The organism is Alteromonas sp. P256 (assembly GCF_036864455.1).
Lineage (GTDB): Bacteria > Pseudomonadota > Gammaproteobacteria > Enterobacterales > Alteromonadaceae > Alteromonas.
This window is the reverse complement of record NZ_JAZETM010000004.1, coordinates 224,168-239,626: the sequence shown is the minus strand read 5'-3', so window position 1 is coordinate 239,626 and position 15,459 is coordinate 224,168. Positions and strand designations below refer to the sequence as shown.

12 protein-coding genes are annotated in these 15,459 nt (G+C 46.6%); all 12 read left to right on the top strand.

The window, feature by feature from the left end; translation table 11 throughout:
• Positions 1–7 precede the first annotated feature (7 nt).
• Complete coding sequence (gene murD, locus V7R39_RS08830; protein WP_334030121.1) at positions 8–1,372, top strand: UDP-N-acetylmuramoyl-L-alanine--D-glutamate ligase; 1,365 nt, start codon at positions 8–10, stop codon at positions 1,370–1,372.
• Positions 1,369–2,742 (top strand): cell division protein FtsW, encoded by a 1,374-nt coding sequence (gene ftsW, locus V7R39_RS08825; protein ID WP_334030119.1) that lies wholly within the window; start codon positions 1,369–1,371, stop codon positions 2,740–2,742. Before murD ends, ftsW begins: the two co-directional genes overlap by 4 nt.
• Entirely contained in the window at positions 2,735–3,874 is a 1,140-nt protein-coding gene (gene murG, locus V7R39_RS08820; RefSeq protein ID WP_334030118.1) for an undecaprenyldiphospho-muramoylpentapeptide beta-N-acetylglucosaminyltransferase, read from the top strand. Before ftsW ends, murG begins: the two co-directional genes overlap by 8 nt.
• Positions 3,874–5,328, top strand: coding sequence for a UDP-N-acetylmuramate--L-alanine ligase (murC, locus tag V7R39_RS08815; RefSeq protein WP_334030117.1), 1,455 nt, complete (start codon positions 3,874–3,876; stop codon positions 5,326–5,328). The genes murG and murC overlap by 1 nt, the downstream gene beginning before the upstream one ends.
• Complete coding sequence (locus V7R39_RS08810; protein WP_334030115.1) at positions 5,321–6,295, top strand: D-alanine--D-alanine ligase; 975 nt, start codon at positions 5,321–5,323, stop codon at positions 6,293–6,295. The genes murC and V7R39_RS08810 overlap by 8 nt, the downstream gene beginning before the upstream one ends.
• A gap of 79 nt (positions 6,296–6,374) precedes the next feature.
• A complete protein-coding gene (locus tag V7R39_RS08805; RefSeq protein ID WP_334030220.1) occupies positions 6,375–7,088 on the top strand; it encodes a cell division protein FtsQ/DivIB in 714 nt (237 codons plus the stop codon).
• A gap of 7 nt (positions 7,089–7,095) precedes the next feature.
• On the top strand, positions 7,096–8,325 hold the full coding sequence (gene ftsA, locus V7R39_RS08800) for a cell division protein FtsA (protein ID WP_334030113.1): 1,230 nt from the start codon (positions 7,096–7,098) through the stop codon (positions 8,323–8,325).
• A gap of 105 nt (positions 8,326–8,430) precedes the next feature.
• Positions 8,431–9,600 carry a cell division protein FtsZ gene (gene ftsZ, locus V7R39_RS08795; protein WP_032097468.1) on the top strand — a complete coding sequence of 390 codons (1,170 nt, stop codon included), beginning with the start codon at positions 8,431–8,433 and terminating at the stop codon, positions 9,598–9,600.
• 389 nt (positions 9,601–9,989) lie between these two features.
• Positions 9,990–10,901: a UDP-3-O-acyl-N-acetylglucosamine deacetylase gene (gene lpxC, locus V7R39_RS08790; protein WP_269520804.1), complete on the top strand. Its 912-nt coding sequence runs from the start codon at positions 9,990–9,992 to the stop codon at positions 10,899–10,901.
• Between the two features lie 175 nt (positions 10,902–11,076).
• Positions 11,077–11,955, top strand: coding sequence for a M23 family metallopeptidase (locus V7R39_RS08785; RefSeq protein ID WP_334030110.1), 879 nt, complete (start codon positions 11,077–11,079; stop codon positions 11,953–11,955).
• Between the two features lie 193 nt (positions 11,956–12,148).
• Positions 12,149–14,860 (top strand): preprotein translocase subunit SecA, encoded by a 2,712-nt coding sequence (secA, locus tag V7R39_RS08780; protein ID WP_334030108.1) that lies wholly within the window; start codon positions 12,149–12,151, stop codon positions 14,858–14,860.
• Positions 14,860–15,246 (top strand): 8-oxo-dGTP diphosphatase MutT, encoded by a 387-nt coding sequence (gene mutT / locus V7R39_RS08775; RefSeq protein ID WP_334030106.1) that lies wholly within the window; start codon positions 14,860–14,862, stop codon positions 15,244–15,246. The genes secA and mutT overlap by 1 nt, the downstream gene beginning before the upstream one ends.
• The last annotated feature ends 213 nt before the right edge of the window (positions 15,247–15,459 follow it).

Sequence of the window (15,459 nt, the reverse complement as noted above, 5' to 3'; positions counted from 1 at the left end):
GTCGATAATGACGTATAACGTACGCGAGCACAGCTATGTAGTAGGAGGCCTTGGAATAACAGGTCAGGCTTGCGTGCGCTTCTTACTTCAACAAGGCGCTAGTGTAAAAGCGTTTGATACGCGACCTTCAGCTTCATCGATAATGGCTTCAATGCCAGAAGCCATGCAGGTAAGCATGAAGGGCAAAATAGAAACGGCCTCCTTGTCTGCCGCTTTTTTCGATAACGTAGATACACTAGTACTCAGCCCTGGGTTATCGCCGGATATAGAGCAAGTTAAGTTAGCAAAGCAATGTGGCGTTGAAGTCATTGGTGATATAGAGCTTTTTGCTCGACTTAACACCAAACCCGTTCTCGGTATTACCGGTTCAAATGGCAAGACCACAGTGACCTTACTGACTACGCACTTGCTCAACTCGCTTGGCGTTAAAGCAATTGCCGCTGGCAATGTAGGGCTTCCTGCTTTAGATACGTTGGATTCTGATGCAGACGTTATTGTGCTTGAGCTTTCTAGCTTTCAGCTTGAAACCACATCAAGCCTGTCGCTCTGTGCCGCAACTATTCTAAATCTGTCCGACGACCACCTCGACCGTCACGGCTCGTTTGAACACTATGCCCTTGCAAAACATCGTATTTTTGATAATGCATCGCAGGCCATTGTTTGGCGCGATGGTCATCATGTCGCACCTCAATCATCATCTGTTGTACAGCTACACTATGGGTTAGGGGAGGCGCTGCAAGGTTTCGGTGTTAGCGGTTCTACCGAGAAACCGCAGCTAACCTTTAACGGTAAACCTCTTTGCAGCCTCAGCAGCATCCATCTTGCAGGCACGCATAACGTGCTTAACGTAATGGCATCGCTAGGTCTTTGCTATGCGTTAAATAAGAGCCATGCGATTGAGATAAATGTAGAGGCAGCGGCAACACATATCGGCAGCTTTACCAGTGCTCCACACCGCTGCGTTGAAATTGCAAACAATGGCGTACGCTTTATTGATGACTCAAAAGCCACAAATGTAGGCGCCACCATTGCCGCCCTTGAAGGATTAGCGCCTGTCACACAAGGTAAACTTATCCTTATTGCCGGTGGAGATGCCAAAGGCGGCGATATTAATGCGCTGTCTCCCTATTTAAATCAGTTTGTCTCACACGTATTTGCCATCGGTAAAGATGCGCCTTTGTTTTCCAATGCCTTTGCCAACACCATAATAAGTAGCAATTTAAACGACGCAGTAAAAAGTGCATGCAAGATAGCAACCAATGGCGATGTGGTATTGCTGTCTCCAGCCTGCGCTAGCATTGATATGTTTAACAACTATATGCACCGTGGTGATGTATTTAAACAGGCGGTTGAAGAGGTATTTGCAGCATGATGTTAACCTCTACCAAACTCAGCGCGCTATTTGCAGCCAAGCATGATAAAGCGCAGCAGCCAACGTACCCTTACGATGCTACCTTGGTGCTGATTGCCCTCGCCCTTATGAGCATAGGCGTCATTATTGTTACCTCGGCATCAATGCCCGTGGCTGACCGATTACACGGTAATCCTTTTCACTTTGCTATTCGCCACGGTATTTATATCGTCGGCGCCATCTTAGCGGCTATTGCTGTATTGCAGTTGCCCATGCAGTTTTGGCGTGTGACCAATCCTTACCTTCTTTTTGCTGCAATAGGCTTATTGTTAGCAGTATTGCTTATTGGCCGCACCGTCAACGGCAGTACCCGATGGTTAGCACTTGGGCCCATTACCATTCAAGCAGCCGAACCGGCAAAGCTATTTTTCTTTGCTTACCTAGCTGGGTATTTAGTTCGTCGTTATGAAGAAGTTACCGAGAATTTAAAAGGGTTTATCAAGCCCCTGGGCGTATTCTTCTTACTTGCGCTATTACTGCTACTGCAGCCAGATTTAGGCACGGTTGTAGTGATGTTTGCCACCACTATAGGGCTGTTGTTTTTAGCTGGCGCACGGTTGTGGCAGTTCTTCGCTTTAGTGTTTGTAGGGCTTATGGCAGTGGTTGCGCTTATTGTATTTGAAGAATACCGACTTAAGCGCGTGACATCGTTCTTAGATCCGTGGGCCGACCCTTTCGGCGCTGGATATCAGTTAACCCAATCGCTAATGGCCTACGGTAGAGGTAATTGGTTCGGTCAAGGGCTAGGTAATAGTCTACAGAAGTTAGAGTTTTTGCCTGAAGCCCATACCGATTTCGTGATGGCAATATTAGCTGAAGAACTGGGCTTTGTGGGCGTTCTCGCTGTGCTGGGCCTCATTTTATGGATGGTGATTAAAGCACTGCATATTGGCAATCACGCATTGGAGAGAGGACGAGCCTTCGACGGATTCCTATCTTACAGTATCGGCATTTGGTTTAGCTTTCAAACGGCGGTAAATATTGGCGCTAGCGCAGGTATTTTACCCACAAAAGGGCTTACGCTACCCCTTGTCAGTTACGGTGGTTCTTCCCTTATTATCATGTCGATTGCAGTTGCCATTTTATTGCGAATAGACTTTGAGCTTCGCGTAGATGGCGTACAAGCATTAAACCGCGGGGAAAAGAGAAAGGCTAAGGCTTCCGCATCAAATACCAAGCCCAAGGCTGATGCAACATCAAACGCTGCGGCGAATGCTTCTTCACAGGCTGCATCTAGCACCTCTGTTGCTAAATCAAAACCCGAAGATGAAGGCAAGGCCGGTATCAAAGCTATACTCGCGCGGGTAGCAGAGGAGGCCGATAATGACTAAACGCTGTCTTATCATGGCCGGCGGCACTGGCGGGCATGTATTCCCTGGGCTTGCAGTAGCCAACGCGTTGCGTACAGAAGGGTGGGATATTCATTGGCTTGGTACTGCCGAGCGAATGGAAGCGAATGTAGTGCCAAAGCACGATATTCCTATTCACTTTATTCCGGTAAAGGGTTTACGTGGCAAAGGTATGTCAGCGCGTATTCAAGGTGGCATCGCGCTACTAAAAAGTTTGCTATCGGCTAGGCGTATTATCAAGCGTATACAGCCTGATATTGTCGTTGGTTTTGGCGGTTATGCGAGTGGACCTGGTGGCATAGCGGCAAAAACCCTTGGCATTCCGGTGATTATTCACGAGCAAAATGCGGCTGCCGGAATGACCAACAAACTATTGAGCAAAGTGGCGCATCGCGTATTACTTGGGTTTGAGGATGCGAAAGCGCAATTTGCTAACGTGGCCAGCAAAGTACACGTTGTTGGCAACCCGGTTAGAGAGGATATCTGGGAAGTCTCTCGTAAGTCTCACTCACAGAAGGTTCATCAAAGCGAACCCCAAGCGGTTAATAGCTCGGCCAATGAGAGCAACGCATCATGCCTTAACATGCTAGTTGTTGGCGGCAGTCTGGGAGCGCAAGTGCTCAACGAAGTGGTGCCACAAGTGTGCGGCGCGTTAAAAGGCTTATCCATTGTGCATCAATGCGGCAAAGATAACGCCTTGTCTGTAAAGCAAACCTACGATCACTTAGGCGCTAATACGGTAGATGCGGTTGTGAGTGATTTTATCGACGATATGGCAGACGCTTACGAATGGGCCGATTTTATTGTATGCAGAGCAGGTGCGCTTACTGTTAGCGAAGTTGCCGCGGCGGGAAGAGCGGCAATTTTTGTTCCGCTGCCTCATGCGGTGGACGATCATCAAACTAAAAATGCACAGTCGCTGGTGAAGCAAAGCGCAGGCGTCATGATTGTGCAATCGGTATTAAAAGAGAATTTAGGACAAACCGTTCGTCATTGGATACAGCATCCAGAGGACTGTTTGAAAATGGGCGAGCTTGCTCGTAAATGCGCAAGCCCCCATGCCACACATCAAGTAGTAAGCCACATCAAGTCAGTGGTAGGAGTAGGGGACTAATGGTTTTTAAAACCCCATTTGAAAGCCCGCAAATGCGTCGGGTGAATAACATTTTCTTTATCGGTATCGGCGGCGCCGGTATGGGTGGTATTGCAGAAGTTCTTCTTAATGAAGGGTATCAAATAGCGGGCTCAGATATTCAAGAGGGCCCAATGACAAAACGCCTAAGCGAGTTAGGTGCTGAAGTTAAAATTGGACACCGAGCGGAAAATGTCGATGGCATGGATGTGATTGTCGTCTCTAGTGCGATCAACGAGGAAAACCCTGAAATAATCACCGCAAGAGAAAACCGTATTCCCATTATTCGTCGAGCTGAAATGCTTGCTGAGCTAATGCGTTTTCGCCACGGAATAGCGGTTGCTGGTACGCATGGTAAAACGACTACAACCAGCTTAATTTCGACCATTTTTGCTGAGGCCCACTACGACCCAACCTTCGTGATTGGTGGGTTACTAAATAGTGCTGGCACCAATGCTCGCTTAGGGAAAAGTCGTTACCTTATTGCTGAGGCTGATGAAAGCGACGCATCATTTTTGCACCTACAGCCTATGGTCTCCGTAGTGACCAATATTGAAGCTGACCACATGGATACCTATGGCGGCGACTTCTCAAAGGTTAAAGATACCTTTGTGGATTTTCTGTCTAACCTGCCATTTTACGGTCAGGCCATTGTGTGTGGCGATGATACCAATATTCAAGAAATACGTCCGCGTATAGGAAGAAGCATCGTTACTTATGGCTTTGAGGAGCATAACGACTATCGCGCCAAGAACATTACGCTGTCCTTTGGTAAAGCGAATTTCACTGTACACCGACCTGATGCTGAGCCCCTTGAGATAATGCTCAACTTAACCGGTAATCACAATGTGCTTAATGCGCTCGCCGCCATAGCGGTAGCTTGTGATGAAGGCATTGATGATGAATCAATAGTAAGCGCACTGGCAAGCTTTGGCGGTATAGGGCGTCGATTCGAACAGTTAGGCACGTTTAATACCAGTAAAGGTGAAGTGTGTTTAGTCGATGACTACGGCCATCACCCTACCGAAGTAAAGGCGACAATTGCGGCAGCAAGAGCCAATTGGCCAAATAATCGCTTAGTGATGGTTTATCAGCCTCACCGCTACACGCGAACTCGAGATTTGTACGAAGACTTTGTTGAGGTGCTATCAAGTGTTGATGCACTGCTGTTGCTTGATGTGTATGCCGCTAGCGAGCAGCCCATTGAAGGGGCAGATAGCAAGTCATTGTGTCGCTCTATTCGATTACGAGGCCAAATAGAGCCGGTATATGTGGGTGATAAAGAGGCGTTGCCCACAATATTGGCGAACATATTACAAGGCGGCGATATTGTTATGACACAGGGCGCAGGCAACATCGGTCAAATTTCAAAACGATTAGCGGCGTGTGAATTAGAGCCAGCGAAGCTTGCTAGTGGCGGAGGTGACCATGCTTAAGCCAATGGTGACTTCTCATACACCAGAGCAATACGGCAAAGTTGCTGTGTTACTTGGTGGTGACTCTGCCGAGCGCGAGGTATCGCTTAATTCGGGTAATACGGTGTTAAACGCCTTGATACGACAAGGAGTTGATGCCTTTGCTTTTGACCCTGCCGAGCGCCCGATTACCGATTTGATTGACTTAAATGTCGATCGCGCGCTTATCATGCTGCACGGCCGCGGCGGTGAAGATGGCTCTATGCAAGGTGCACTTCAGCTGCTCAAAATTCCCTATACTGGCAGTCGAGTTTTAGGCTCTGCATTGGCAATGGACAAAATCCACACTAAGCAGGTGTGGCAAAGTCTTGGCTTACCTACAGCGAAATATGAAATTGCTGACAAAAGGCGCTTTGATGCTGGTAAGTGCAGCGCTATAATGGAAAAGTTGGGAAATGAGGTCATGGTGAAACCGGCTCAAGAAGGGTCGAGTATTGGCATGGCAAAGGTGATAAGCGCTGAACAACTAGAAACGGCTGTGCAAGATGCCTTTCAATATGACGATCAAGTATTGTTAGAGCAGTATATCGACGGCCCTGAGTTTACTGTTTCTGTTGTTCAGGGGCAGGCTTTACCGTCAATTCGTATGTCTACGCCTCACACGTTCTACGACTATGCTGCGAAATATCAGGATAATACAACCGAATACTTTTGCCCAAGCGGCTTATCAGAAGCGCAAGAAGAGCAGCTGGCATCGCTAGCATCTCGCGCTTTTGACGCTATTTCAGGAAGCGGCTGGGGAAGAGTAGACGTGATGCAAGACAACCAGCGCCAGTTTTATTTGCTAGAAGCGAATACGGTGCCCGGTATGACTGAAAAAAGCTTAGTGCCAAAGGCAGCAAAAGTGGCAGGGCTTAGCTTCGATGAGTTGGTGTTAAGCATTTTATCAACGAGCTTTGATAGCGTTGCTAACAATGCGAATAACTAAAGCCGCGCGAATGACAAAAGCCGCTGATGAGTCGGGCGCAGGTTCAAAAGCTAAAGCGCCGAAGAACAATAGGCGCACAATGTGGGCCGGCGTACTCTTTTTGCTGTTGGTGATATCGGGTGTGGTGTTTGGCGGCATAAAAGCTAATCAGTACTTGCATGATGAACAACAAATGCCGGTACAAGTTATCGATTTTTCTGGGGATTATCAGCATATCGATATCACTAAGCTAGAGAGATTGATTAGAAAGGCGCAGCCCGGCAGTTTCTTTGCTTTGGATGTTAATGACGTGTTTGAGTTAGTTGAAGCACAGTCATGGGTATACCGCGCGTCGGTTCGCAAAAAGTGGCCGAACACGCTGAAGATTTATTTGGTTGAGCAGCAAGCCGTTGCAAAGTGGAACGAAGACTTGCTGCTTAATCCGTACGGCGACACCTTTAATGATGAAGGCGTTGAGATTGATTTGCCGCGGCTGTATGGTCCCGGTGGTAGTGAGAAAACGGCGCTAGAAGGCTTTAACAGCATGCATGCACTGATAGGCACTACCAATATGGCTATTGATGAACTGTCACTCAGCGAGCGATTTGCTTGGCAGGTACAGCTAGAAAATGGCATTAGATTGAATTTAGGGCGCCAGGATTTTATCGATAGGCTACAGCGCTTTATCGATGTGTATCCACTGTTAGCGCAACAAGAGAAGGCTGTACGTTACGTCGACCTTCGCTATGACACCGGTGTCGCTGTTGGTTGGAATGAAAACGACAACAGCAACACGACAAACAAAGAGAGTTAAGAAAACCATGTCAAAACCTGCGGAACGCAATTTGATTGTAGGACTAGATATCGGCACCAGCCAAGTTAAGGCCGTGGTGGGCGAAGTACTAGATGATGATCAAATCAGTATTGTTGGTGTGGGCACTCATGCATCGAAAGGCATGGATAAAGGTGGCGTTAACGATCTGAATTTAGTGGTAAAATCAGTACAACGTGCTGTTAATGAAATGGAATTAATGGCAGATTGTCGTGTTTCGTCGGTGTTTATGTCTATTTCAGGACGTCATGTTAAATGCCAAAACGAGAACGGCATGGTGCCAATTAACAATCAAGAAGTGACACAAGAAGACGTGGACAACGTTATTCACGCGGCGCGCAGTGTGCCAATAGCAGCTGAAAGACGCTTACTTCACGTGTTGCCACAGGAGTTTACTATTGATGTGCAAGAGGGGATTAAAAACCCCATTGGTATGTCAGGTGTGCGTATGGAGGCCGATGCACACATCATTACCTGTGCTGATGATATGGCTAAAAATATGGTGAAGTGTGTAGAGCGCTGCGAATTAAACGCTGACCAGCTTATTTTCTCTGCACTGGCCTCAAGTTATGCAGTACTCACTGATGATGAGCGCGAGTTAGGCGTGTGTGTGGTTGATATCGGTGGCGGTACCATGGATATGGTTATTTACACTGATGGCGCAATTCGTCACACTGCAGTAATACCTGTTGCTGGCAATCAGATTACGAGCGACATAGCGAAAATATTTAGAACACCTATTAGCAATGCGGAAGAGATTAAAATCAACTACGCGTGTGCATTAAAAGATATGGTGAGTATGGAAGACAGCATTGAAGTGCCTAGTGTGGGTGGACGTCCCGCCAGAGTCATGTCTCGTCATACATTAGCGGAGGTGATTGAACCTCGCTATCAAGAACTTTTTGAACTGGTACATGATGAGATTCGTGCCAGTGGTCTGGAAGAGCAAATTGCTGCGGGCCTTGTGCTCACAGGAGGCACCGCGAAGATGGAAGGTGCTGTTGAATTTGCCGAGGAGCTTTTCCAGATGCCCGTACGCGTGGGCAACCCCATCAATGTGAAGGGCCTAGCCGAATATGTTGATGATGCCGGATTTGCAACTGTAGTGGGTTTACTGCAATACGGCAAAGTACAAACTGATAATAAGAATTCCAGCACGCAAAAATCGAGCGAAAGTTTGTTTCATCGAGTGCAAAGCTGGTTTAAAGGTGAATTTTAATTTTTTAGGGGGCGCTGCAGTAAAGGCATTAAGACTAGCAGGATGCTATTAGTCAACAACGTGACCTAGTGCAGTGTTTTAAAGACGTACAACCGGAGAGTAAGTATGTTCGAATTAATGGATAGTCACGGCGAAGAAGCCGTAATCAAAGTCATCGGTGTAGGCGGTGGCGGCGGTAATGCAGTTGAGCACATGGTGTCTCAAAGCATTGAAGGCGTTGAGTTTATTGCTGTGAATACTGATGCACAGGTACTTCGTAGTTCAAATGCAGATATTACGCTGCAAATTGGCTCAAGTGTCACAAAAGGGTTAGGTGCAGGCGCCGATCCAAATATCGGTAGAGATGCAGCGCAAGAAGACAGAGAAACTATTCGCCAAGCGTTAGATGGAGCCGATATGGTTTTCATTACCGCAGGTATGGGCGGTGGTACTGGAACGGGAGCTGCGCCAGAAGTGGCAAAGATTGCCCGAGAAATGGGTATTCTTACTGTGGCCGTGGTAACCAAACCCTTTCCTTTTGAAGGTAAGAAACGTACCTCTTTTGCTGAGCAAGGTATTGTTGAGCTAGCGAACAACGTTGACTCATTGATCACTATCCCTAACGAAAAGCTGCTAAAAGTAATGGGGCCTGGTACGCCGCTTCTTCAAGCATTTAGCGCAGCGAACGATGTATTACGCGGTGCGGTTCAAGGTATTGCTGAACTGATCACGCGTCCTGGTTTGATCAATGTGGATTTCGCCGACGTAAGAACTGTTATGTCTGAAATGGGTAAAGCCATGATGGGCAGCGGCGCGGCAAGCGGTCCAGACCGTGCTGAAGAGGCAGCTGAATCTGCCATTGCGAGTCCGTTACTTGAAGATATCGATTTATCAGGTGCGCGAGGCATTCTTGTTAACATTACTGCGGGCCCAGACTTTGCTATCGACGAGTTTGAAACCGTGGGTAATGCAGTTAAAGCATTTGCATCTGAAAACGCTACTGTTGTTGTTGGTACCGTTATTGATATGGAAATGACGGACGAGCTACGTGTCACTGTTGTGGCCACGGGTATTGGTGCAGAGCGCAAGGCTGATATTTCTTTAGTCAGTACTGAAGGTTCTCGCTTAACTCAGCCTGCTAAAGAGTACGGTAGTAATAGCAATACATCCGAATCACGCTCTTCTGTTGGTGGTACCGAAGGCAACCAAGCATTAAAAGCGGAAGACAGTGCTCAGCCTGACAATGACTTGGAATATTTAGATATTCCTGCGTTTTTGCGTAAGCAGGCAGACTAACGTACTGCCTGGCGTTTTTGAGACATTTTCGAGGCATTTGGAAAAATCTGCGAAAAACGTCAGGAAGCTACGGGGAATCTTTTGGCTTTGCTGTGGTCTGAGTCATGCGGTTATTCTCTTGTGGCTAGAGTGTTATGGCTAAGCTGTTATGGTTAAAGCATTATGGTTCGAATCTGAAGCTTAGAGTGAGACAAGTATTGGTTGAATAAATTGCGAGCGAGTACGGGGTGCTTTTTGAACTACCTCAAGGTTTGTTTAAGCAAGTTATTCAGCATTTTTGCTCAGGCAAAGCAGTGGGAGAAATTCCACAATCTGTGTGTTTTTTGACATGTGAGTAATAACTCACTATAATTCGCGCCCGCTTTTTTAAAAGGTAAAAGCATAAGCAAATGATTAGACAACGTACAATCAAGCATCCGGTTCAAGAAACCGGCATTGGGCTTCATAAAGGGGAAAAGGTCACGATGACTCTCCGGCCTGCGCCTGCGAACACGGGAATCGTGTTTAGGCGTGTTGACCTTATCCCTCATGTTGATATTCCTTCTCGCGCCGATGCGGTAGGGAACACCATGCTGTGCACGTGTTTAAATAACGAAGACGGTGTGACAATTCAGACCGTTGAACATCTTGCTTCTGCTCTTGCTGGCTTAGGCATCGACAATATCATCGTTGAAGTTGACAGTAACGAACTGCCAATCATGGATGGAAGTGCAAGTCCGTTTGTATTTCTGCTTCAAACGGCGGGTATTGAAGAATTAAATGCACCTAAGCAGTTTATCCGTATAAAGAAACCGGTGCGCGTAGAAGATGAAGACAAATGGGCTGAACTGGTTCCTTATGACGGCTTTCGTGTAGATTTCAAAATCGACTTTGACCACCCAGTTATTAGCGAAACCCGCCAACACATGGTGATGGATTTTGATTCATGCTCTTATGTTAACGAAGTTAGCAGAGCGCGCACATTCGGTTTTATGCGCGATCTTGAGTATATGAATGCGAATAATCTGGCATTAGGTGGCAGCATGGAAAACGCCGTGGCTCTTGACGAGTTCCGCGTGTTAAACCCTGAAGGTTTGCGTTACGACGATGAATTCCTAAAGCATAAGATTTTGGATGCTATCGGTGATTTGTATCTTGGCGGCAACAGCTTAATCGGCGAACTGAGAGCGTATAAAACCGGTCATGGTTTGAATAATAAGCTGCTGAATGCCCTACTAGCACAACAAGATTGTTGGGAGTTCGTGACGTATGACTCTCAGGAGTCCGCGCCAATACGCTACGCACAACCCGTATTAGCATAATTTGAAAAAGCCGCCAACTTGGCGGTTTTTTTTCACGTGGCAATCGTTTCAATAAATGATAAAGTAAGCCGATAATTTACAGAATTCCGTCTCGACATTAATAATAAAGCCCTAGGGAGTTAGCCTAGTGCGCAAAGAACACGTTCGAGTGTGAAGTCCAATTCCGTTTTGTGGTATGAAGTTAACAATTACACTAGCAGGTAAAAATACACGCTATCGGCACAGTATCAGTGTCCGTACGCTTGTGAGCGCGACTGTGCTCACATCTATTTTTATGCTGGTGTCGAGCCGTTCAACAGAGTCTGTTCCTGAAGACGTTGCTCGGGTTCGCTTAGCTCAATCACAAGTCGATGGCGCTAGAGAAGACATTGACGCGCTAAAAAATCAAACCACAACGAAATTAAAAGCACTGCTCTCACGTGTGGCCGAACTCTCGGCACAAGCAACCATTCTTGACGAGCAAGGCAAACAAATTGCAACAGACTTAGGTATGTCAGCGGCTGACCTGGACGCTTTCGTACCGGTATCGATACCAGACAACATCCAAGACGACCCCATCCTCAATGAGATAGCCAAGCTAGAGCAATCACTCGATTTGAAATCGCAACAGCTAGCTATGCTTGAAAGTTTGGTTCGGGGTCACCATATCCAAGAGCAGAGTCGATTATCTGGTCGTCCGATTGCGTCGGGATGGTTGTCATCTTATTACGGTATGCGGGCCGACCCGTTTACTGGCGAATCTGCCATGCACAAAGGGCTAGATTTTGCTGGAGAGGCGGGTGTAGACGTAGTGACAACAGCTGCAGGTATTGTTACCTGGGCAGGTGATCGCTATGGTTATGGCCAACTAGTAGAAATTGATCATGGAGATGGATTCGTTACCCGCTATGGGCACAACGACACACTGTCTGTTTCCATCGGTGATGTGGTTACCAAGGGGCAACCTATCGCTAAAATGGGCAATACCGGTCGTTCGACTGGCGCTCATGTTCACTACGAAGTAATAAGAAACGGAAAACAAGTCGATCCTCTACCTTACGTAAGAAAAAGATAAAGGTAGCAGCCAGGTAAGTAGGGTAATTCCTGCGTCAATATAAAGTGCATTTTTAAGCAGTGTTTACGCACTACAAACCGCATTTTATGTGAAAATCGCAAGGCAATGTCACATGGTGGCTTCAGTCTTATACAATTAATTTTTGCTGTACCTTTGGTATGGCGTCTCGACAAGTAGTGGAATAAAAAAGCTAATGTTTTCAAGCATCCTTAGAAAAGTATTCGGAAGTAGAAACGACCGTCTATTAAAAAAATTACGTAAAAACGTAGATGCCATCAATGCACTGGAAGCAGAGTATGAAAAGCTTTCTGATGAGGCGCTAAAAGCAAAAACTGACGAATTTAAAGCGCGCATTGAAAAGGGCGAAACCCTGGATGCGTTGCTAAATGAAGCGTTTGCGACGGTGCGAGAAGCCAGTAAACGCGTATACGGCATGCGTCACTTCGACGTGCAAATGTTGGGCGGTCAGGTACTGCATCAAGGTAACATTTCAGAGATGCGTACTGGTGAAGGTAAAACACTAACTGCAACCTTGCCTACCTATTTAAATGCATTATCAGGTAAAGGTGTGCACGTTATTACCGTGAACGACTATCTTGCCAAGCGTGATGCGCAGTGGAGTAATCAGCTGTTTAACTTCTTGGGCATGGAAGTCGGTTGTAACATTCCGGGCATGTCCTCTGAAGAGAAGCGTCAAGCCTACCAGGCCGATGTGACCTACGGTACGAACAACGAATTCGGTTTTGACTACCTACGCGACAACATGGCGTTTAGCCCCCAAGACAGAGTACAGCGTCCTCTAAACTACGCAGTAGTGGATGAGGTTGATTCAATTTTGATTGATGAAGCGCGTACGCCTTTGATCATCTCTGGTCAAGCTGAAGATAGCTCAGAGCTTTATCGCAGAATAAACGTGCTTATTCCTCAACTTGTACAGCAAGAAAAGGAAGATGAAGAAGGCCAAGAAGGTGATGGCGATTACACCATTGACCTTAAAGCCAAACAGATTCACTTAACTGAACGTGGGCAGCTTCACGTAGAAGAAATTCTTCAGGAAGAAGGCGTGCTACCCGAGGGCGAATCTCTATTCGCTGCGGGCAATATCTCGTTACTGCATCATATTAATGCTGCACTGCGTGCCCATAAGCTATTTACTAAAGACGTAGACTACATTGTTAAAGACGATCAGATTGTTATTGTTGATGAGCATACTGGTCGAACAATGGAAGGGCGTCGCTGGTCTGAAGGTTTACACCAAGCGGTAGAGGCGAAAGAAGGCGTACGCATTCAAAACGAAAATCAAACGCTTGCTTCAATCACTTTCCAGAACTATTTCCGCATATACAACAAACTGGCGGGTATGACAGGTACGGCAGATACAGAAGCGTTTGAATTCCAGCATATTTATGGCTTAGAAACCGTGGTTATTCCCACCAACAAGCCAATGCAGCGCAAAGACATGGCTGACCTTATCTACTTAACTGCCGAAGAAAAATACGAAGCGATAGTAGAAGATATAAAAGACTGCGTGAAACGTGGGCAGCCTACTCTGGTAGGTACGGTATCGATTGAAAACTCTGAGCTCATTTCACGTATTCTGAAAAAGGCGAAAATTCCGCACAAAGTACTGAATGCTAAATTTCACGAGCATGAAGCTGACATAGTGGCACAAGCGGGTAAAACCGGTGCCGTAACTATTGCGACTAACATGGCTGGTCGTGGTACCGATATTGTATTAGGCGGTAACTGGCAGGCTGAAATTGAAAATATTGAAAATCCTACCGACGCTCAGGTAGAGAAAATTAAAGCAGAGTGGAAAATAAGACACGACGAAGTACTCGCTGCTGGTGGTTTACACATCATTGGTACTGAGCGTCACGAATCTCGTCGTATCGATAATCAGCTTCGTGGACGTTCAGGCCGTCAGGGTGACCCGGGTTCAAGCCGCTTCTATCTATCGTTAGACGACGCGCTTATGCGCATATTTGCCTCTGAAAAAATGGGCAACATGATGAAGCGTCTAGGCATGGAGCGTGGCGAAGCTATTGAACACCCTTGGGTGACCCGCGCTATTGAAAACGCACAGCGTAAAGTGGAAGGCCGTAACTTCGATACCCGTAAACAGCTTCTTGAATACGATGACGTGGCTAACGATCAGCGTAAAGTTATTTACGAGCAGCGTAATGAACTACTCGATGAAGGCGATATCAGTGAAACGATTTCTGCTATCCGTGAAGACGTTATCACGAGCGTTATAGACGAATACATTCCACCGCAGTCTCTTGAAGAAATGTGGGATGTAAAAGGCTTAGAAGAGCGCTTGAAGGCAGACTTCGCTGTGGATTTACCGGTGCAGTCATGGTTAGAAAACGACGACAAGCTTTATGAAGAGAAGCTTCGTGAACGCATTCACGGTGAAGTAGTAGGCGCTTACACAGAGAAAGAAAAAGTAGTAGGGGCTGACGTGTTACGTCAGTTTGAAAAAGCCGTAATGCTGCAAAACCTAGACAGCCATTGGAAAGAGCATTTGGCGGCTATGGATCATCTTCGTCAGGGCATTCACTTGCGTGGATACGCACAGAAAAATCCTAAACAAGAATACAAGCGAGAGTCCTTCGCGCTATTCTCACAAATGCTTGAGACCCTAAAGGTTGAAGTGATCACCATTCTTGCTCGCGTAAAAGTACAGGCAGAAGAAGACGTGCAAAAAGTGGAAGAGCAGCGTCGCCAAGCCGATGATGTACCTAAGAACTTTGAGCATCAAGATGCTTCTGAAACGCAACCAGAAGAAGCGAGCAATACGCCGCGCACCGCAGTGAGAAATGGCCCGAAAGTAGGCCGTAACGATCCGTGTCCGTGTGGTTCTGGCAAGAAGTATAAGCAGTGTCACGGTAAATTGAATTAATGAAGACAGTACACGTTGCCGTGGGCGTAGTTGCCCGCGGCAGTGACATTTTTACTACCCTTCGCGCTAAAGACGCTCACCAAGGCGGCAAATGGGAGTTCCCAGGGGGAAAAGTTGAAAGCGGAGAAACGGTTATTGATGCACTAAAGCGAGAGCTCGCTGAAGAGATTGGCATAGACGTGCTATCTAGCGAGCCGTTAATACTTATCGAGCATGACTATGGCGATAAGCGCGTAAAACTAGATGTGCATCGTGTGACGCAATTTACCGGCGAGCCTCACGGCAAAGAAGGGCAGCCTTCAAAGTGGCAGTCGTTGAGTGACCTTAACAGCGATGAATTTCCTGCGGCGAACAAACCCATCATACAAGCTTTAGCACTTCTTTAAGCTCTTTTTTGTACTGAATGTCATACACATGGCGTTCAGTTACGCAAAAACTCAAAAATTTTCTTTTCAGAATTTCTCCTATTAGAAAAAAGGTAATTGACATTTTTTCAATTGTCACCCTTTTAAATTTTATTTTGCAGATCAACATTTTACTTTTTATGTGACATTAGTGTCATTTGTGTATTCTGCCTGTATCTCCGAAATTTCAGTAGC

Bases quoted from the DNA above. Each gene is read 5' to 3' on its own strand.
- ftsA (WP_334030113.1), top strand. From the start codon at position 7,096: ATGTCAAAACCTGCGGAACGCAATTTGATTGTAGGACTAGATATCGGC.
- ftsZ (WP_032097468.1), top strand. From the start codon at position 8,431: ATGTTCGAATTAATGGATAGTCACGGCGAAGAAGCCGTAATCAAAGTC.
- secA (WP_334030108.1), top strand. From the start codon at position 12,149: ATGTTTTCAAGCATCCTTAGAAAAGTATTCGGAAGTAGAAACGACCGT.
- murD (WP_334030121.1), top strand. From the start codon at position 8: ATGACGTATAACGTACGCGAGCACAGCTATGTAGTAGGAGGCCTTGGA.
- mutT (WP_334030106.1), top strand. From the start codon at position 14,860: ATGAAGACAGTACACGTTGCCGTGGGCGTAGTTGCCCGCGGCAGTGAC.
- V7R39_RS08810 (WP_334030115.1), top strand. From the start codon at position 5,321: ATGCTTAAGCCAATGGTGACTTCTCATACACCAGAGCAATACGGCAAA.
- murG (WP_334030118.1), top strand. From the start codon at position 2,735: ATGACTAAACGCTGTCTTATCATGGCCGGCGGCACTGGCGGGCATGTA.
- V7R39_RS08805 (WP_334030220.1), top strand. From the start codon at position 6,375: ATGTGGGCCGGCGTACTCTTTTTGCTGTTGGTGATATCGGGTGTGGTG.
- ftsW (WP_334030119.1), top strand. From the start codon at position 1,369: ATGATGTTAACCTCTACCAAACTCAGCGCGCTATTTGCAGCCAAGCAT.
- murC (WP_334030117.1), top strand. From the start codon at position 3,874: ATGGTTTTTAAAACCCCATTTGAAAGCCCGCAAATGCGTCGGGTGAAT.
- V7R39_RS08785 (WP_334030110.1), top strand. From the start codon at position 11,077: ATGAAGTTAACAATTACACTAGCAGGTAAAAATACACGCTATCGGCAC.
- lpxC (WP_269520804.1), top strand. From the start codon at position 9,990: ATGATTAGACAACGTACAATCAAGCATCCGGTTCAAGAAACCGGCATT.